This is a genomic window from Nocardia asteroides (assembly GCF_021183625.1).
GTDB classification, from domain to species: domain Bacteria; phylum Actinomycetota; class Actinomycetes; order Mycobacteriales; family Mycobacteriaceae; genus Nocardia; species Nocardia asteroides_A.
The window spans coordinates 660528-677351 of the sequence record NZ_CP089214.1 but is presented as its reverse complement, the minus strand read 5'-3'; the positions used below and the strand labels follow the sequence as shown (position 1 = coordinate 677351).

The 16824-nt window shown below is 73.2% G+C and carries 17 protein-coding genes; 6 read left to right on the top strand and 11 right to left on the bottom strand.

Going from position 1 to position 16824, the window contains the following annotated elements; all coding sequences use genetic code 11:
* Positions 1–16: 16 nt before the first annotated feature.
* Entirely contained in the window at positions 17–1237 is a 1221-nt protein-coding gene (locus tag LTT61_RS03455; RefSeq protein WP_233018465.1) for a PucR family transcriptional regulator, read from the bottom strand.
* 356 nt (positions 1238–1593) lie between these two features.
* Here LTT61_RS03455 and LTT61_RS03450 point away from each other — a divergent pair, with 356 nt between their 5' ends.
* Positions 1594–2070, top strand: a complete 477-nt coding sequence (locus tag LTT61_RS03450) for a hypothetical protein (protein ID WP_233018464.1) — start codon at positions 1594–1596, stop codon at positions 2068–2070.
* A gap of 44 nt (positions 2071–2114) precedes the next feature.
* Here the strand turns inward: LTT61_RS03450 and LTT61_RS03445 are convergent, their stop codons facing one another.
* Positions 2115–3035 carry a sigma-70 family RNA polymerase sigma factor gene (locus LTT61_RS03445; protein WP_233018463.1) on the bottom strand — a complete coding sequence of 307 codons (921 nt, stop codon included), beginning with the start codon at positions 3033–3035 and terminating at the stop codon, positions 2115–2117.
* A 64-nt stretch (positions 3036–3099) separates the two neighbouring features.
* Between LTT61_RS03445 and LTT61_RS03440 the strand changes: the two genes are divergently transcribed.
* Positions 3100–3444 (top strand): DoxX family protein, encoded by a 345-nt coding sequence (locus LTT61_RS03440; RefSeq protein WP_233018462.1) that lies wholly within the window; start codon positions 3100–3102, stop codon positions 3442–3444.
* On the opposite strand, the gene LTT61_RS03435 is transcribed toward LTT61_RS03440, so the two are convergent.
* The 3 genes from LTT61_RS03435 to LTT61_RS03425 form a co-directional block, all read right to left on the bottom strand.
* On the bottom strand, positions 3428–3886 hold the full coding sequence (locus LTT61_RS03435) for a DUF2231 domain-containing protein (protein ID WP_233018461.1): 459 nt from the start codon (positions 3884–3886) through the stop codon (positions 3428–3430). The genes LTT61_RS03440 and LTT61_RS03435 overlap by 17 nt on opposite strands.
* 32 nt (positions 3887–3918) lie before the next feature.
* A complete protein-coding gene (locus LTT61_RS03430) occupies positions 3919–5505 on the bottom strand; it encodes a GMC family oxidoreductase (RefSeq protein WP_233018460.1) in 1587 nt (528 codons plus the stop codon).
* 144 nt (positions 5506–5649) lie between these two features.
* Positions 5650–7383 (bottom strand): GMC oxidoreductase, encoded by a 1734-nt coding sequence (locus LTT61_RS03425; protein WP_233018459.1) that lies wholly within the window; start codon positions 7381–7383, stop codon positions 5650–5652.
* Positions 7384–7527: 144 nt separating this feature from the next.
* Here LTT61_RS03425 and LTT61_RS03420 point away from each other — a divergent pair, with 144 nt between their 5' ends.
* The gene (locus LTT61_RS03420; protein WP_233018458.1) at positions 7528–8256 is read left to right on the top strand and encodes a TetR/AcrR family transcriptional regulator; all 729 of its coding nucleotides are present in this window, start codon (positions 7528–7530) and stop codon (positions 8254–8256) included.
* A 57-nt stretch (positions 8257–8313) separates the two neighbouring features.
* Positions 8314–8847 carry a hypothetical protein gene (locus LTT61_RS03415; protein WP_233018457.1) on the top strand — a complete coding sequence of 178 codons (534 nt, stop codon included), beginning with the start codon at positions 8314–8316 and terminating at the stop codon, positions 8845–8847.
* On the opposite strand, the gene LTT61_RS03410 is transcribed toward LTT61_RS03415, so the two are convergent.
* The 4 genes from LTT61_RS03410 to LTT61_RS03395 all read right to left on the bottom strand — a co-directional run bounded on the left by LTT61_RS03410 (position 8834) and on the right by LTT61_RS03395 (position 13153).
* Positions 8834–10423: a molybdopterin-dependent oxidoreductase gene (locus LTT61_RS03410; RefSeq protein ID WP_233018456.1), complete on the bottom strand. Its 1590-nt coding sequence runs from the start codon at positions 10421–10423 to the stop codon at positions 8834–8836. The two genes, LTT61_RS03415 and LTT61_RS03410, sit on opposite strands and share 14 nt — an antisense overlap.
* A 61-nt stretch (positions 10424–10484) precedes the next feature.
* Positions 10485–11207, bottom strand: coding sequence for an anti-sigma factor (locus LTT61_RS03405; protein ID WP_233018455.1), 723 nt, complete (start codon positions 11205–11207; stop codon positions 10485–10487).
* Complete coding sequence (gene sigK / locus LTT61_RS03400; protein ID WP_233018454.1) at positions 11200–11865, bottom strand: ECF RNA polymerase sigma factor SigK; 666 nt, start codon at positions 11863–11865, stop codon at positions 11200–11202. Before sigK ends, LTT61_RS03405 begins: the two co-directional genes overlap by 8 nt.
* Before the next feature lie 142 nt (positions 11866–12007).
* Positions 12008–13153, bottom strand: a complete 1146-nt coding sequence (locus tag LTT61_RS03395) for an acyl-CoA dehydrogenase family protein (protein ID WP_233018453.1) — start codon at positions 13151–13153, stop codon at positions 12008–12010.
* A 107-nt stretch (positions 13154–13260) separates the two neighbouring features.
* Between LTT61_RS03395 and LTT61_RS03390 the strand changes: the two genes are divergently transcribed.
* Together LTT61_RS03390 and LTT61_RS03385 are read left to right on the top strand one after the other, a co-directional pair.
* Positions 13261–13932 (top strand): TetR/AcrR family transcriptional regulator, encoded by a 672-nt coding sequence (locus LTT61_RS03390; RefSeq protein WP_233018452.1) that lies wholly within the window; start codon positions 13261–13263, stop codon positions 13930–13932.
* A gap of 140 nt (positions 13933–14072) precedes the next feature.
* Complete coding sequence (locus LTT61_RS03385; protein WP_233018451.1) at positions 14073–15521, top strand: SDR family oxidoreductase; 1449 nt, start codon at positions 14073–14075, stop codon at positions 15519–15521.
* A 49-nt stretch (positions 15522–15570) separates the two neighbouring features.
* Here the strand turns inward: LTT61_RS03385 and LTT61_RS03380 are convergent, their stop codons facing one another.
* Entirely contained in the window at positions 15571–16065 is a 495-nt protein-coding gene (locus LTT61_RS03380; RefSeq protein ID WP_233018450.1) for a DUF6764 family protein, read from the bottom strand.
* A 208-nt stretch (positions 16066–16273) separates the two neighbouring features.
* Positions 16274–16768 carry a MarR family winged helix-turn-helix transcriptional regulator gene (locus LTT61_RS03375; RefSeq protein ID WP_233018449.1) on the bottom strand — a complete coding sequence of 165 codons (495 nt, stop codon included), beginning with the start codon at positions 16766–16768 and terminating at the stop codon, positions 16274–16276.
* Positions 16769–16824: the final 56 nt, after the last annotated feature.

The following is a 16824-nucleotide window of genomic DNA, read 5'->3' as shown; positions in this document are numbered from 1 at the left end:
CGTACGGACGCGGGGGTCAGGACGCGCGATAGGTGCGCGCGACCAGGGCCGAGCGCAGATACCACAGCCCGGACGGCTGGGACGGGTCGAAGCCGGTGAGCTGGCCGATCCGCTTGAGCCGGTAGTCCACCGTGTTGGTGTGCACGTGCAGGACGCGCGCGGTGCGCTGCCGGTTCAGGTTGTTGGCGATGTGCCGCTGCAGGGTCTCCAGCAGCTCCGGGTGCTCGTCGAGCGGGTCGAGCAGCGAGCCGAGGTACTCCCGGCCCGGGCCGGGGCGGGTGAGCTGGTACTCCAGCGCCAGCTCGTCGAAGCGGTAGAGCCCGGCGACGGCCTGCAGCCGCTGCACCATGTCCAGCAGCTCGTGCGCCTGGTCGGCGGCGTCCGGGATCTGCTCCGGGGTCGCCTCGACCACGGTCGCGGTGATGCCGACCTGCGCCGCCCGGGACAGCTGCTCGACCAGGGCGTCGAAGCCCTCGCGGTCGAACCGGGTCGCCGGGATGAGCACGGTGCCGCCGTCCACGCTCAGCAGCGAGAGCGCGCTCTCCCCGCAGCGGGTGGCCAGCTCGGCCTGCACCCGGCGCAGCTTGCGCCTGGCCACCACCAGGCCGTCCAGGGTGGGGTTGGCCTCGTCCCGGTGCGGCGGGATGGCGACCGCGAGCACCGCGTACGACGTCGCGATGGCGATCCCGCACTCGCGGGCCATGGTCGAGGTGCTGTGCCCGCCCAGCAGCGCGGAGGTGAGCGTGTGCACCGCGGTGTGGTGCTCGCTCACCACCGAGCGCAGTTCGCGCACGTAGGCCATGGAGATGGTGGTGGTGATCATGTCGAGCATCTCGACGACGGTCTTGGCGCCGTCGACCAGGTTCTCGTAGTCCTTGATGCTGGCCTGCGAGACCACGAGATCGAGCCCCATCTTGAAGCCCTCGTGGATGGAGTGGTGGATGGTGTCGATGGGCACGCCCTCGCGCGCCCAGCCCGCCGCGGCGTCCTGCAGCCGCTGCAACTTCTCCGGAATGTCCTTGCCGTCGAGCATGCTGACCGCGAATTCGAGGCAGACCCGAGTGATCGTGGTGACATCGCCGGAGATGGCGTCGCCGGGTAGGGTCCCGCAGGGCGCGACGTTCGCGACGAAATGCCCCACCATCTGCCGGGATAGCGACCGCACGTCCTGAAGGGACGACGACATCGGTTTTCCGGACAGGGTCAGGCCCGCTCTGGTCGAACTGTCGACGGACATAGGCGACTCCTTCTGCCCCCGGGTTTACTAGCTGTGCAGGTTGATCACAGTAATCGCAGCACGCTGTCCGGGGAACGAATCCCGTGCTTCTGTGAATCCCGGCGTCATCGCCCGAAATACCACTGTGACCGATCACAGCCGGTCCGGAAAGCGTAGCCGAAAGCGGGCGTGAGTCGCGTCACGTCCGAATCGGTCCGGCCGGAACGCGGCGCCTACGGCGGCCGCGGATTGTAGAGTCGTGCCGCCCCCGGCCGGTCAGCACCGGAAAACGGGGGCTTGCCCGGTTCGTGTCGCGCCGCGGAAGGTGCGGCGCGATCGGCGTGACACGCGCGTCGACAACCGATAGGAGCGGGCCGATGAGACCGGCTCTGCACTGCCTGGTCTGGGAACCGGACCACACGCTGTGGAACGGCACCGTCAGCGACGGCTCCGGCGGCGCGCTGCGCCCCGCCGCGCTGCGCACCCTGCGGCTGCTCCGTGATCGCGGCGTGCTGCACGCCGTCGCGGGCCGCGGCCACCCCGACCGCACCATCGCGGCGCTGCGCGGCCACGGCGTGCTCGAGTACTTCTCCGCCGTCGAGGTGGGGTGGGGCCGCAAGTCCGGCGCGCTGCTGCGGATCGCTCGCACGCTCGGCGTCGGGCTGGACGTGATCGGCTTCGTCGACCCCGAGCCGCTGGAGCGCGCCGAGGTAGCCGGGCGGCTGCCGCTGGTCCGGTGCTACGCCGCGCGTAACACCGATGTATTGCCCGCACTCGCCGATTTCCGCCCGGTGCTGCGGAGCAACCCGTACCCCACCCCGCCCCTCGGCTTCGCCCGCGTCCCGGCGCACTGAAGCGGGGAGGTCGGCGCCGCCCGCGCTCGATCGTCCGCGTGCGGTCAGGGGCCGGGTGCCGATGCGGGCGGGAGTCGCTCGGGATCGGCTGTTCCGCCGCGCCGCGCGGGCGTCGCGCCAGGGAGCGCGAGCGTCAGGGGCGCCAGCCGGGGTGGATCGGCGATCACCTCGTAGCAGGCGATCCGGCCGTCGCGCACGGTGAGCCGCAGGGCCGCGCGCAGCCGCCCGCCGGGCGCGACGACCAGCCCCGGTGCGCCGTCGATCAGCAGTACCGCGGCGTAGCGGGCGCGGGCGCGGGCGCGCAGCAGCACCGTCTCCCTGGCGACGGCATCCGCACCGCGCACCACCGGCTGCGCACCCGCGGGCAGCGCCGCCGGGTCGGCGGTGCGCACCACGTCCGGTGCCAGCACGGTGAGCAGCGCGCCGATGTCCCCGCTCCGCGCCGCCGCGAGGAACCGCTCCGCCACCACCCGATCCCGGGCCGCGCCCTCCGGCGCCTCCGCCCCGCGCACCTTCGCCCTGGCCCGGCTCGCCAGCCTCTTGGCCGTCGCGGGCGTCCGCCGCACCATCGGCGCGATCTCGGCGAAGGGCACCGCGAACAGATCGTGCAGCACGAAGGCCACCCGCTCCTCCGGCCCCAGCCGATCCAGCAGCACCAGCAGCGCCCGCCCCACCTCCTCGACCAGCACCGTCTCCTCGACCGGATCGATCCCGCCCGCTATCTCGGGGGTGAACGCCCCGAGTTGCTCGGGCCGCCGCGCCCTCGCCCGCAGCCGGTCCAGGCAGAGCCGGGTCGTCACCGTGGTCAGCCAGGCCGCCGGATTGTCCGGCGCGCCCGCCCCGCACAGCCGGATCCACGCCTCCTGCACCACGTCCTCGGCGTCGGCGGCCGACCCGAGCATCCGGCAGCCGAGTGCGAGCAGCCGGGGTCGCTCGGCCAGGAACAGCTTCTCCGCAGTGCGCACCGGTCACCTTTCGTCGCGGTCGGTCGTCACGTAGTCGACGCCGCCCGTGCCCCGAAGGAGACCCGTGTCCACCGCCCGTATCGTCACCACCCTGCTCGCCGCCGCCCTGGCCGCCATCGCCGCCCTGATCGATCTCGTCCGCGCCGACTGGGTGCGCGGCAACATGCGCCGCTACGGCATCCCGGACCGCGCCCTGCCCTGGCTCGGCGGGGTGAAGGCGCTCGGCGCGGCCGGGCTGCTCGCCGGGTTCGCGGTCCCGGCGGTCGGCGCCGCCGCCGCGCTCGGCCTGGTCATCTACTTCCTCGGCGCCGCCGCGACCGTGCTCGCCGCCCGCGCCTACCGCGATATCGGCTATCCGCTGCCGTACCTCGCCGCGGCGGTCGCGGCCCTGGTCACCGCGGTGCCGTGAGCGCGCCCACCCCGTCCCAGACCGCCCGCGCGCCGGACTCACCGACGCGGTACACGTGCGCCGTCGCACCCACCGCGAGGGCGATGCCGAGCACCGCGAGCACGATCAGCACCGGTTGGGTCCAGGCGCCCGCCGCCCGATCCACCAGCACGAGCGCCAGCGCCACCAGGAAGAGCGGAACCACCAGGTAGAGCAGCCATTCGCCGAGTACGGCGTGCCGCTCGATCAGCTCGTTGGCCGGCAGCGCGTGCTCCAGCTCCTCGCCGCTGTCGGTGGCGATCGGGGTGAGCCCCGCGGCCACCCCCGCGACCGCGACCACCAGCCACCCGAACCGCGCCCGTGCGGCGGGCCGGAGCGCGATCGCGACCACCCCGAGCGCGGCCAGCGGAACCAGCACGACGACCGCGTGTACGACCAGGGGATGCAGCGGAAGCCCGTTCATGACCTACTCCACGTGCTGCGCGGCGATCCGGTTCAGGAGGTCTGCAGGAACGTCGCCGCCTGCTCGCCGATGAACACGGCGGGCGCGTGCGTGTGCCCGCGTACCAGCAGCGGCATGACCGAGGCGTCCGCCACCCGCAGGCCCTGCACCCCGCGCACCTCCAGCCGCGGGGTGACGACGCTGGCCGCGTCGGTGCCCATCCGGCAGGTGCCGACCGGGTGGTACAGCGTGTGCGAGTACCCCTCGAGGCTGAGCTCCGCGGCGGCGGCCAGCTCCGGCGGTGCCTCCGGCGGGTAGATGAGGTCGCCGAGCACCGCCTTCATCGCCGGGGTCTGCGCGATCTCGGCGCAGGCGCGCAGCCCGGCGAGGATGGCGGCGCGGTCGGCGCCGTCGCTGTCGGTCAGGTAGCGGGGGTCGATGAGCGGCTTGGCCAGCGGGTCGGCGGAGGCCAGGGTGATGGCGCCGCGGCTGAACGGGCGCAGCAGCACCGTCGCCAGCACGACGCCGTGCTCCTCGGCGTCGCGCAGCCCCTCGTGGAAGAAGGGCGCCGGCGCGAAGAGCAGCTCGAGATCGGGCTGCTCCAGATCACCGCGGCTGCGCACGAAGCCGTACGCCTCGCCGACATTCGAGGTGAGCATCCCGCGGTGGCGCAGCAGGTAGCCGAGGAGCTCGCGCGGCTTCTCCGCGGCGAAGAGCGAATCGCCGCGCACCCCGTACCCGAGCGCGGCCACCAGGTGGTCCTGCAGCCCCGCGCCGACCTCGGGGGCGTGCCGCACCACCGGAATACCGTGCGCGGCCAGCTGATCGGCGTCGCCGATGCCGGAGAGCAGCAACAGCTGCGGGCTGTTGATCGCCCCGCCGCTGAGCACCACCTCGCGCCGCGCCCGCACCACCTTCGTCGCCCCACCGTGGCGGTACTCGACGCCGACCGCGCGGGTGCCGTCGAAGAGCACCCGGGTGGCCTGCGCCTCGGTGCGCACCCGCAGGTTCGGCCTGCGCAGCGCCGGGCGCAGGTAGCCGTCGGCGGTGCTCCACCGGCGGCCGGCGCGCTGGGTCACCATGGTCTGCGTGAAGCCCTGCGGGTCCGGCCGGTTCGCCGGCTCCACCGGGTACCCGGCCTCTTGCACCCCGGCCAGGTAGGCGGCGGTGAGCCCGCGCGGGCTGCGCTGGTGCTGGATGTGCAGCGGGCCGGTGGTGCCCTCGTCCGGGAACTCGGCGCCCTCGACCGTCTCGATCCGGCGGAACTGCTCGACCGCGGCCTGGAACCCCCACTCGCTGCCGGCGAGCAGCGCCCACTCGTCGTAGTCGGCGCGGAACCCGCGCACCCACATCATGGCGTTCATCGACGACGAGCCGCCCAGCATCTTCCCGCGCGGCCAGTAGATCTGCCGATTGCCGAGCTGCTCCTGCGGTTCGGTCAGGTAGTCCCAGTCCACCTCGCTGCGGAACAGTTTGGCGAACCCGGCCGGAATGTGCGCGAACCGGTTCTTGTCCGCGGGCCCGGCCTCCAGCAGCACGACCTGGGTCGCGGCGTCGGCGCTCAGCCGGTTCGCCAGCACCGCCCCCGCGGAGCCCGCCCCGACGATCACGTAGTCGGCGTCGATTTCGTCCGTTGGCACAGTTGCACGCTCCGCTCGGCCGTACCGGTGTGGGGATATCGGTCAATCTACGAGGAACGGGCCGGTGTGGTCCGCGAAACGCGCATCCGAGCCGGACCGGTCTGCTGGGAGCCGAGCACGGCAGCCCGAGCCGGCTCCGCCGGGTCAGCCGACCGCGGGCGTGCGCGGCTGCCCGGAGGTGATCCGCACGATCGGGAGCACCAGCGCGGCGGGGGAGTGCGCCGGGACCACCGGGCGCTCCGGGGCGACGGGAGCGACCTGGCGGTACTTCTCGCTCTGCGGCGGCCGCTGGTCGACCGCACCCTTGTTCGGCCAGTAGGCGGCGGCCCGCTCGGCCTGGGCGGTGATGGTGAGCGAGGGGTTGACGCCCAGGTTGGCGGAGACGGCGGCGCCGTCGACCACGCTCAGCGTCGGGTAGCCGAAGACCCGGTGGTAGGCGTCGATGACACCGTGCTCGCGGTCGGCGCCGATCGGCGCGCCGCCGAGGAAGTGCGCGGTCAGCGGAATGTTGAACACCTCGCCCCAGGTGCCGCCCGCCACGCCGCCGATCTTCTCCGCGACCCGGCGGGTGACGTCGTTGCCCGCCGGGATCCAGGTCGGGTTGGGCTCGCCGTGCCCCTGCCTGCTGGTGAGCTTGCGGCCGAAGAGCCCGCGCGTGGTGTAGGTGGTGATGGAGTTGTCCAGGTGCTGCATGACCAGCGAGATGATGGTGCGCTCGCTCCAGTTCCGCACGCTCAGGAAGCTGAGCAGGGTGAGCGGGTGCCGCAGCGCGACGCCGAGGAAGCGCAGCCAGCGCGGTACCCGGCCGCCGCCGTCGACCATGAGCGTCTGCAGCAGCCCCATCGAGTTCGAGCCGCGGCCGTAGCGCACCGGCTCGATGTGCGTGTCCGGGGTCGGGTGGATGGAGGAGGTGATGGCGACGCCGCGGGTGACGTCGATGTCCGGGTTCACCGTGCGGGTGGCCGCGCCGACGATGGACTCGGAGTTGGTGCGGGTCAGCTCGCCGACCCGGGGGGAGAGGTCGGGCAGCGTGCCGGTGTCGCGCATGGCGTGCAGCAACTTCTGGGTGCCGAGCGTGCCCGCGGCCAGCACCACCTGCGCGGCCGAGTACGTGTGCGGCCGCTTGCGCAGCCAGGCGCCGGTGCGCTCGGTGGTGACGTCCCAGGTGCCGTCGCTGTGCGGCCGCAGCCCGGTCACCGTCGTCAGCGGGACGACCTCGGCCCCGGCCTGCTCCGCGAGGTACAGGTAGTTCTTGACCAGGGTGTTCTTCGCGCCGTGTTTGCAGCCGACCATGCAGTCGCCGCACTCCAGGCAGCCGGTGCGCTCCGGGCCCGCGCCGCCGAAGTACGGATCGGGCACCGTCTCGCCGGGCTCGCCGAAGAAGACGCCGACGGGGGTCTGCACGAAGGTGTCGCCGACGCCCATGTCCTCGGCGACCTGCTTGAAGATCTCGTCGGCTGGGGTCATGTGCGGGTTCCGCACCACGCCGAGCATCTGCTTGGCCCGCTCGTAGTACGGGGTCAGCTCGTCGCGCCAGTCGGTGATGTCGCGCCACTGCGGGTCCTGGAAGAACGGCTCCGGCGGCACGTAGAGGGTGTTCGCGTAGTTCAGCGAGCCGCCGCCGACGCCTGCGCCGCCCAGGATGAGCACGTTGCGCAGCGGGTGGATGCGCTGGATGCCGTAGCAGCCGAGCTTCGGCGCCCAGAGGAACTTGCGCAGGTCCCACGAGGTGCGTGGCAGTTCGTCGTCGGCGAAGCGGCGGCCCGCCTCCAGCACGGCGACCCGGTACCCCTTCTCGACCAGCCGGAGCGCGGTGACGCTGCCGCCGAACCCCGAACCGACGATCAGCACGTCGTAGTCGGTCGTCCGCTGGTCCATGGGCTGCTCCTCGATCCGGGGCGAGTAGTGACGGAGGCAACACTACTCCTCGGTAGCTTGTACGCGAAACTGCCGGTTACACCTTCTGTGGAGCAGCGCTCGCAAGAGTTGACAGTGCTCTCCCTCGACGGTCAGGCTGGGACCATGCCGACACCCCGCGACCGCGCCAGGGCGCAGACCATGACCGACATCCTGGAGATCGGTCGCAGGCACCTGGCCGCCGACGGCGCCGCGGCGCTCTCGCTGCGCGCCGTCGCCCGCGACCTCGGCGTCGTCTCGTCCGCGGTCTACCGCTACGTGCGCAGCCGCGACGAGCTGCTGACCATGCTGCTCATCGACGGCTACACCGCGCTCGGCGACGAGGTGGACGCCGCGCTCGCCGCCGAGCCCGGCGACCCGGTGGACGCACTGCGCGTGCTCGGCCGCACCCTGCGCGGCTGGGCGCTCGCCGAACCGGCCCGCTACGGCCTGCTCTTCGGCACCCCGGTGCCCGGCTACCACGCGCCCGCCGAGCAGACCGTGCAGTCCGGCACCAGGCTCATCGTCGCCATGATGCGGCTGCTGGGCGAGGCGCGCGCCGCGGGCGCGCTCACCGAACCCGACGCGGTACCCGCCGCATCGACCGCGCTGCGCGCCGATTTCGAGGCGATCCGCGCGGAGTTCGGGCTGCCGCTGCCGGACTGGCTCATCGCCCGCGGCACCGCCCTGTACGCCGGGCTGATCGGCGCGGTGAGCGCCGACGTCTTCGACATGTACGGGGAGCGGACCTTCGCCGACCGCGCCGAGCTCTTCGAATTCCAGCTGGACGGTCTGCTCGGGGTCGTCGGCGCGCACCCGGATCGCCGTGCCGCCCCCGCACCGGCCGGGGAATAGTTACTATTCCGCTATCGGGTAGGCGTGGGCGGCCCGATCAGGGGAAAGGTGGGGTGCATGGTCACGATGGCACAGCTGCGGGCGGTGCTCGCCGTCCTGAACGTGGAGCCCGACGAGCCGGGGGTGCTGCGCCCGGTGGATCCGGATCACGGTGTGGAGCAGGCGAAACTGGCCGGTCTGGTGCACCGCGTGCTCGGTGACGAGGTGCGCCGGGTGATCGGCACCGCCGACGACCCGGACCAGCGCGAACGCCGCTGGAGCGCCGCCGCGGGCGAGCTCCCGCCCACCGCCGAGGTGACCGCCGAGCGTGCCCGGTTCGACGCGCGTCAGCTCAGCAATCGCATCGGGGTGCTGGCCGCCGGTGCCGCAGCCGAACCCGTTCCGGTCCTGCTCGACGCCGCCGCGCGGGCCGCCGACGCCGCCGCGGTGCTGGTGCAGCTGAGCAGGCACCCGCTCGGCGCCGAGACCGAGACGCTGTGGCGCGCCGCCCTCGACGACCTCGCCGCCGCCTACCACCTGATCAACGACGAGCACGAGGAGCTCGCCGCCACCGCGACCCGCCCGCTCGGGGGTGCGCTCAGCGCACCGTGACCACGCGGCTGTGCCAGCCGGTGGAGCCGTCCGGGAAGGGGCGGGCGCGGGCGTCGGTCTGGGTGGCGCCGGTGCGGTCGGTGGCGCGCACCCGCAGCGTGTGCGCGCCTGGTGCGGCATTCCAGGCGAAGCGCCACTGCCGCCAGGTGTCGACGGAGTACTCGGCGGCGAGCTCGGCCCGCTGCCAGGGGGCGTCGTCCACCTGCACCTCGACCCGGTCGATGCCCTTCCGCTGCGCCCACGCGACGCCCGCGACCACCACCCGCCCGGCGTCCACGGTGGCGAAGGAGGCCGGGACGTCGATCCGGGACGAGGTCTTGATCGGGGCCTCGGCGGTCCAGCCGCGGTCGGTCCAGTACGCGGTGGCGCGGTCGAAGCGGGTGAGCTCGAGGTCGACCACCCACTTGGTGGCGGAGACGTAGCCGTAGAGCCCCGGAACCACCATGCGCGCCGGGTAGCCGTGTGCCACCGGGAGCGGCTCACCGTTCATGCCGACGGCGAGCAGCGCGTCGCGGCCGTCGGTGAGCGCGGCGAGCGGGGTGCTCGCGGTGAAGCCGTCGATGCTTGTCGAGAGCACCATGTCGGCGTCCGGGCGTGGGCCCGCCTCGGCGAGCAGGTCGGCGAGGCGGTAGCCGGTCCAGGTGGCGGTGCCGAGCAGGTCGCCGCCGACCTCGTTGGAGACGCAGGTGAGCGTGAAGGTGGATTCGGCGGCGGCGCGGTCGCGCAGGTCGGCGAAGGTGTACCCGACCTCGCGGTCGACCAGGCCGTGGATGCGGAGCCGCCACTCGTCCGAGGTGAGCGCGGGGAGCTGCAGCGCGGTGTCCACCCGGTAGAAGTCGCCGTTCGGCGTGCTGAACGGGGAGATGCCCGGGTCTGGGAAGGTGACGTCGGCCGCGATCGGGGGAGCGGGCCGCACCGGGCGGGGGAGGACGAAACCGGCCCGGTCCGCCGCCACATCGCGCAGCGCCCGCCCGACGTACTGCCCGGCGGCGTAGGTGGCGACGGCCAGCGCGCCGACCCCGGCCGCGATCCCGAGGAACCCGCGCCGCGAATGGTCCCGGGGGCGGTCGGATGCGGCCGGTGTCGGCGTGGACGCTGTGCCGGAGGCGGGCGCGGCACTCGATGCGCGGTCGCCTGCGACCCGCATCAGGACGCGGAGGGCGAGGATTCCGGCAACGACCCCGAGCACCGCGGGCACCGCGAAAAGCGCTGTCGCGCCCGGCCGTTGCAGCGCGGCCCCGACCACGACCAGCCCGAGCACCGCGAGAACCCCGCACCCCGCGAAGCGGAACCGCCGCTCCAGCAGCCCGGCGACGGCGGCGAGCAGCACCATGACCACCGCCATGCTCGCGAAGAGCACCAGCTTGTCGTTGCTCCCGAACTCGCGAATCGCGAAGTCCTTCAGCGCCCGCGGCGTCCGATCCACCATGGCCGCCCCGGTGGCGAGGAACGGCGAGGCGGCCGGCTCGACCACCGCCGCCACCAGGTGCCCGACGCCGAGGACGAGGCCCGCGGCGAGGACGCCGGAGAGCGCGGCCGCCACCCGGCCGGGGCTGTGCTGCTCGGTCGCGGTCATCGCGCCCTCCAGATCGTGTGGGATGCCGGAGGAGTTCGTCTCCGCGCGGTGCGCGGACTGGTCAGTCCATGACCATGGCCGCGATCGGGGCCCCGCTCGGCGCCTGCGAGCCACCGGCGGGCTCGACCGTGACGGCGATGGTGTCGGCGGCCGTGTACTCGGCGACGACCTCCCCGGAGCCGGGCACCACCGCGTCCGGCAGCGGGTCGCCGCCGGGGTGGATGATCCAGAGCTGATAGTCCCGGTCGGCGGGCAGCTCGGGCATGGCGGCGAACGAGATCGCCGCCGCGCCGAGCGCACTCGACGAGTTGACCGTGATCGAGCCACCGCTCGGCACCGCCACGGTCGCGGCGCGCGCGTCCGCCTGCTCGAGCACCGTCGCCGCGGTGATCCGCTGGTCCGGCGACCCGGCGTCCCGCCCGGCCAGCACCGCACCGCCGACCAGCGCGGCGACCAGCACCGCGGCGGCCGTCGCCAGCCAGCCCAGCTGCTTCCCGGAGAACCGCCGCGCACTGCGGATATCCCGCACGCCGCCCGGCTGCAGCTGGTCGAGCGCGGCCAGCAGCCGCCCCTCCAGCTCCGGTGGCGGCGGCACGGCGTCGACGAGGGACAGCTCGCCGAGCACGTCGTGCGTGCGGTCCACCGCGTCGGCGAACCGGGCGGCGAGCGGCGCGTCGGCGCGCGTGAGCCGCTCCTCGATGGCGGCGCGTTCCTGCTGGTCGACGGCGTTCAGGGCGTAGAGGGGCGCGAGATCGAGCAGGTCGTCGCGGTCGGTGTCAGGCATCGCTGGTCTTTCCGGTCAAGCAGGTCTCCAGCCGTTTCAACCCGTCCCGGATCCGGCTCTTGAGGGTGGGCAGCGGGACCGCGAGGTGGTCGGCCACCTCGCGGTAGGTGCGGCCGGTGTAGTACGCCAGCCCGACCGCCTCGCGCTGGGTCGCGGTGAGCGTTTCCAGGCAGTTCAGCACCGCCTGCTCGTCGAGCCGCTGGCCGACCTCCTCCGCCACGCTGTCGTGCGCGCGGCCGAGGTGGGCATGGCCGTAGACGGAGTCGCGGCTGGCCGCGTTCTGCTCGGTGCGCACCCGGTCCACCGCGCGGCGGTGGGTGAGCATCATGAGCCAGCCGATCGGGCTCGCCTTGGTCTCGTCGTAGCGCGCCGCCATGGACCAGGCCTGCAGGTACACCTCCTGGGTGACCTCCTCGGCGGCGGCGTGGCTGCGCAGCACCCGCACGGCCAGCCCGAACACGCGGTGGCTGGTGTGCCGGTAGAAGTCGGTGAAGGCATCCCGGTCACCGCCCGCGACGGCGGCGAGCAGCCCGATCAGCTGCCGGTTCTGCGCGGTGGTCGCCGCGCGGCCGGCCGGGTCGGCGGGGCACGCCGGATCCTGTTCGCCGGTGTCGGCGCTGTGCAGGCGAATCGGCGCGAACGCCGGTTCATTGGTCATGGTCGCGTCCCTGTCCGCATGACTGGCTTTCGACATGCCTCGGTGCTCGGATGGGTTCCGGGCTGGAATGTACTCGCCCGCGTGGGCGGAAACACGGAACCGGGCGATCTCCGCGGAGACCGCCCGGTTCGCAGGCAGCGCGTCAGAGCGAGCGCGCGATGATCTCCTTCATGATCTCGTTCGTGCCCGCGTAGATCATCTGCACCCGGCTGTCCGCCCACATGCGCGAGATCGGGTACTCGGTCATGTAGCCGTAGCCGCCGAACAGCTGCAGGCACTCGCTGGAGATCGCCAGCGCGCGGTCGGTGGTCCACCACTTCGCCATGGCCACGGTCGGGATGTCCAGCTCGCCGACGAGGTGCTTGGCCACGCAGTCGTCGGTGAAGACCCGCGCCACCCGCGCCTCGGTCGCCACCTCGGCCAGCTTGAACTTGGTGTTCTGGAAGCCGAAGACCGGCCGCCCGAACGCCTCGCGCTCCTTGACGTAGCGCAGCGTGTGCTCCAGCGCCGTCTCCATGCCGGCCACCGCGCCGACCGCGATGATCAGCCGCTCCTGCGGCAGCTGCTGCATGAGCTGCACGAAGCCCTGGCCCTCGGCCTCGCCGAGCAGGTTCGCGACCGGCACCCGGACGTCCTCGAAGAACAGCTCCGAGGTGTCCTGGCCCTTCTGCCCGATCTTGTCCAGCACCCGCCCGCGCCGGAACCCGGCCCGGTCCGCCTCGACCAGCACCAGGCTGATGCCCGCCGCGCCCTGGCTGACGTCGGTCTTGGCGACCACGATGATCAGGTCGGCCTGCGAACCGTTGGTGATGAAGGTCTTGGAGCCGTTGATCACGTACTCGTCGCCGTCGCGCAGCGCCTTGGTCTTGACGTTCTGCAGATCCGAGCCGGTGCCGGGCTCGGTCATGGCGATCGCGCCGACCACCTCGCCGCTGGCCATCTTCGGCAGCCAGTGCCGCTTCTGCTCCTCGGTGCCGTAGTGCAGCAGGTAGTGCGCCACGATGCCGTTGTGCAGGCTGGCGCCCCACGCGGTGTCGACGGCCCTGGCCTGCTCCTCGATCATGACGGCCTCGTGCGCGAAGGTGCCGCCCCCGCCGCCGTACTCCTCCGGGATGGACAGGCACAGCAGCCCGAGCTCGCCCGCCTTGTTCCAGAGGTCGCGGTCGACGTGGTGCTGGGCGAGGTACTTGTCGATGTTCGGCGTGACCTCCTTGTCGTAGAACGCGCGCGCCAGCGAGCGCAGCGCGTCCAGGTCGTCGTCCATCCACACGGACCGGTAGGCGGCCATCGGGTTCCTTTCGTTCTTCTGTAACCGTGAATAACGGGTACAGTGTGTCCCAGCGCTACTGTAGTGCCCGTCACTCCCCGCCGTCGAGTCCGCTAGCCTTGCCCGACATGACGAGAGGACGCGCCGACACCACCGGCACCCGCCGGGCCGCCGCGCCCTCCCCGGTCCGCGCCGAGCGGCGCAGGGCCCTGGTCGACGCCGCCATCGCCGCCATCGCCGAGCACGGCCCGGACGCGCTCACCGGCCAGATCGCCGACCGCGCCGGGCTGGCCCGGACGCACTTCTACCGGCACTTCGCCAGCAAGGAGGAGCTCGACCTCGCCGTCGCCCGGCGCGCGCACGAGGAGCTCACCGAGCGCATCCGCTCCGCGCTCGCCATCGACGGCACCCCGCTCGACGTCATCCGCGCACCGATCGCCGAGCACGTCGCCTGGGCGGGCGAGCACCCGAACCTGTATCGGTTCCTGCTGCGCCGCAACTACTCCCGCGGCGCCGAGGAGGAGTCCAGGCTCGGCGGCAGCGCCTTCGCCTCGGAGATCTCCGAGGCGGCCGGGCGCTACATCCCGCGCTTCAACTCCGACCCCGCCGCCGCGGACCGGCTGGTCGTCGCGCTGCTCGGGCTGATCGACGCCTCGGTGCGCTGGTGGCTGGCGCACGGCGGCTCCACCGAGACCGAGCTGGTCGAGCTGCTCACCGCGGAGTCCTGGCTGCTGATCGATCGCCGGCTGCGCGCGCTCGGCATCGAGCTCGACCCCGACGGCGCGCTACCCGCGCCCTGACCAGGGCGGGGATCACAGCCCGGCGGGCGCGTAACCGCAGGTGCGGTGGGTAGCCGAACAAGCAGGGGCGCGGTGCCCCGGTCCGCGGCGCGTGCGCGACCGGACCTCCCGACGGAAGGTGGACGCGCGTGCGGTGTGTGGTGTTCGGAGCGACCGGGTACATCGGCGGCCGTCTGGTGCCGGAATTGCTGAAGGCGGGGCACACGGTCCGGGTCCTGGCCCGCACCCCGGGCAAGCTGGCCGATGCGCCCTGGCACGACGAGGTCGAGGTGGTGCGGGGCGACGTCACGAGCGCCGGCGACGTCGCGCGGGCGCTCGAGGGCCAGGAGGTGCTCTACTACCTGGTCCACTCGCTGACCCGCGCGGACTTCGACACCGTCGACCGCAAGGCCGCCGAACTCGTGGTCCGCGCCGCCGACGAGCAGGGGCTGACCCGCATCGTCTACCTGGGCGGCATCAATCCGGAGGGGCAGGACCTCTCCCGGCACCTGGCCTCGCGCGCCGAGGTCGGCCGGATCCTGCTGGAGGGCCGGGTCCCCGCGCTCGTGCTGCAGGCGGCGGTGATCCTCGGCTCCGGCTCGGCCAGCTTCGAGATGCTGCGCTACCTCACCGAGCGGCTGCCGGCCATGGTGACCCCGCGCTGGGTGCGCAACCTGATCCAGCCGATCGCGGTCCGCGACGTGCTCTACTACCTGACGAGCGGCGCCGAGGTCGCGCCCGAGGTGCGCGGCGCCTTCGACATCGGCGGCCCGGACGTGCTCAGCTACCTGGAGATGATGCGTCGCTACGCGCGGGTCGCCGGGCTGCCGCGCCGGATCATCGTCCCGGTCCCGGTCCTCACCCCGTGGCTCTCCGCGCAGTGGGTGAACCTGGTGACGCCGGTGCCGCGCGCCATCGCGGTGCCGCTGATGGAGTCGCTGATCAACGACGTCGTCTGCCGCGACCACGCCATCGCCGAGCACATCCCCGACCCGGCCGACGGCCTCGTCGGCTACGACCACGCGGTCGAGCTCGCGCTGGCCAAGATTCGCGACCTGGACGTCCCCACCCGCTGGTCGGACGCCGACGCGGGCACCGCCCCCTCCGACCCGCTGCCCACCGACCCGGAGTGGTCCGGCGGCTCGCTCTACCGCGACGAACGCTCGCTCGCCACCCCGGCCGACCCGCAGACCGTCTGGGCGGTGGTGGAGGCGATCGGCGGCGAGAACGGCTGGTACTCGTTCCCGCTGGCCTGGTCGGTGCGCGGCTGGATGGATCGGGTGGCAGGCGGGGCCGGGCTGCGCCGCGGCCGCCGCGACCCGCACCGGCTGCGCGAGGGCGAGGCGCTGGACTGGTGGCGGGTCGAGCACCTGGAGCGCCCGCACCTGCTGCGGCTGCGCGCCGAGATGCGGGTGCCCGGCCGCGCCTGGCTGGAGCTGCGGGTCGAGCCGGACGGCACCGGCGCGGTCTACCACCAGCGCGCGCTCTTCGAGCCGCGCGGCCTCGCCGGGCACCTCTACTGGAAGGCCATCGCGCCCTTCCACGCGGTGATCTTCGGCGGCATGGCCCGCAACATCACCGGCGCCGCCGAGGCGACCGCCGCCCCCTGACGCGCGAAGGCGGGTGCCCGCCGGGCACCCGCCTTCCGCCGTTCGCCCGCTACTGCGTGGAGAGACAGCCCTGGAAGGTCTGGAAATCACCGGCGAAGGCGAGCCCGCCGGAGCAGGTCGGCCGGTTCACCCCGTCCACCACGACCGTGGCGCCCGGCCCGGCGATCCCGATCGAGAGCCCCGGCCGCACACCGAGCGTGACGACGCTCGCGCCCGGGCCGATCGCCACGGCCGCCGGGGCCGACAGGTAGCCGGACTCCGAGGTGGCCGCGCCGCCGTTCTGCGCGATGGCCAGGGAGAGCCCGGCGGCGTTCGCGTCGGCGTCCGCGGTGCCGTCGGTGCCGATGGCGAGCGCGGCGGAGCCGCCGACGCTCTCCGAGGCGCACGAGGCGTCGCCGACGGTGACGGCGGCGACCTGGCCGCCGGTCGCCGGGCAGGTGGCCGTCTCGGCGCTCGCCGCGGGTGCGGCGAGCAGGGCGCAGGCGGCGGCCGCGCCGACGCCGGCGAGCACGGCCGCGGTGCGGCGCAGGGGAGTGGTGGTCATGGTGTTCCTCCTGGGTCGTTCGGAACGCCGGACGATGGGTGCCACCGCCCCGGCGCCATTGTCCGGTGACTCAGTAATGACGCGAAATCGACGCGTCAAACGGAGTTGTTTTCCCCGCTCTGTCTACCGCTACCTGCGAAAATACAAGGATTCGACACGCCGGAGCCGGTGGATGGGTCCGGATCGCGGACGTGTCCGATCCCGCCGCTCAGCGCCGGGTGAGCTCGTCGAAGTGCGTCCGCATGGAATCGATCAGGGTGCTGAACACGCGGTGCGCGGCGGCCAGGTCCTCGTCCGGCAGCCCGGCCATGGCGGCCCTGGTGCGGGTGCCGAGCGGGGTGAAGAAGCCGCGCGCGACCTCCATGCCGTGATCGGCGTAGCGCAGCAGCACCTTGCGCCGGTCGGCGGCGTCGGTGTCGCGCTGGATGTGCCCGGACTCGATCATCCGCTCGACCAGGTAGGTGACCGCGGCCGTGGAGATGCCGAGCAGCTTGGCCAGCCGCCCCGCGGTGAGCGGGTCGCCCTCGATGTCGGCGGTCGCGATGTGCATGAGCGCGCGGAAATCCGTCGGCCGCAGCTCGTTGGCGCGGGCGAAGACGTGCCCGAGCTGCTCCGAGACGGCGGTGATCGCCCGCAGATCGGCGGAGATCTCGGACTCCAACAGCTCGCGCTCGCTCTCCTGCGGCACGCGCTCCTCGGTCATCCCCGCGATCCTTTCCCACCACTCGGAAAGGCCAGCCTATCCGAGCGGTCCGGGCG

Coding starts and splice junctions, on each gene's coding strand:
- LTT61_RS03455 (WP_233018465.1), bottom strand. CDS start 1,237: ATGTCCGTCGACAGTTCGACCAGAGCGGGCCTGACCCTGTCCGGAAAA.
- LTT61_RS03450 (WP_233018464.1), top strand. CDS start 1,594: ATGAGACCGGCTCTGCACTGCCTGGTCTGGGAACCGGACCACACGCTG.
- LTT61_RS03435 (WP_233018461.1), bottom strand. CDS start 3,886: ATGAACGGGCTTCCGCTGCATCCCCTGGTCGTACACGCGGTCGTCGTG.
- LTT61_RS03425 (WP_233018459.1), bottom strand. CDS start 7,383: ATGGACCAGCGGACGACCGACTACGACGTGCTGATCGTCGGTTCGGGG.
- LTT61_RS03420 (WP_233018458.1), top strand. CDS start 7,528: ATGCCGACACCCCGCGACCGCGCCAGGGCGCAGACCATGACCGACATC.
- LTT61_RS03415 (WP_233018457.1), top strand. CDS start 8,314: ATGGTCACGATGGCACAGCTGCGGGCGGTGCTCGCCGTCCTGAACGTG.
- LTT61_RS03410 (WP_233018456.1), bottom strand. CDS start 10,423: ATGACCGCGACCGAGCAGCACAGCCCCGGCCGGGTGGCGGCCGCGCTC.
- LTT61_RS03405 (WP_233018455.1), bottom strand. CDS start 11,207: ATGCCTGACACCGACCGCGACGACCTGCTCGATCTCGCGCCCCTCTAC.
- sigK (WP_233018454.1), bottom strand. CDS start 11,865: ATGACCAATGAACCGGCGTTCGCGCCGATTCGCCTGCACAGCGCCGAC.
- LTT61_RS03395 (WP_233018453.1), bottom strand. CDS start 13,153: ATGGCCGCCTACCGGTCCGTGTGGATGGACGACGACCTGGACGCGCTG.
- LTT61_RS03390 (WP_233018452.1), top strand. CDS start 13,261: ATGACGAGAGGACGCGCCGACACCACCGGCACCCGCCGGGCCGCCGCG.
- LTT61_RS03380 (WP_233018450.1), bottom strand. CDS start 16,065: ATGACCACCACTCCCCTGCGCCGCACCGCGGCCGTGCTCGCCGGCGTC.
- LTT61_RS03375 (WP_233018449.1), bottom strand. CDS start 16,768: ATGACCGAGGAGCGCGTGCCGCAGGAGAGCGAGCGCGAGCTGTTGGAG.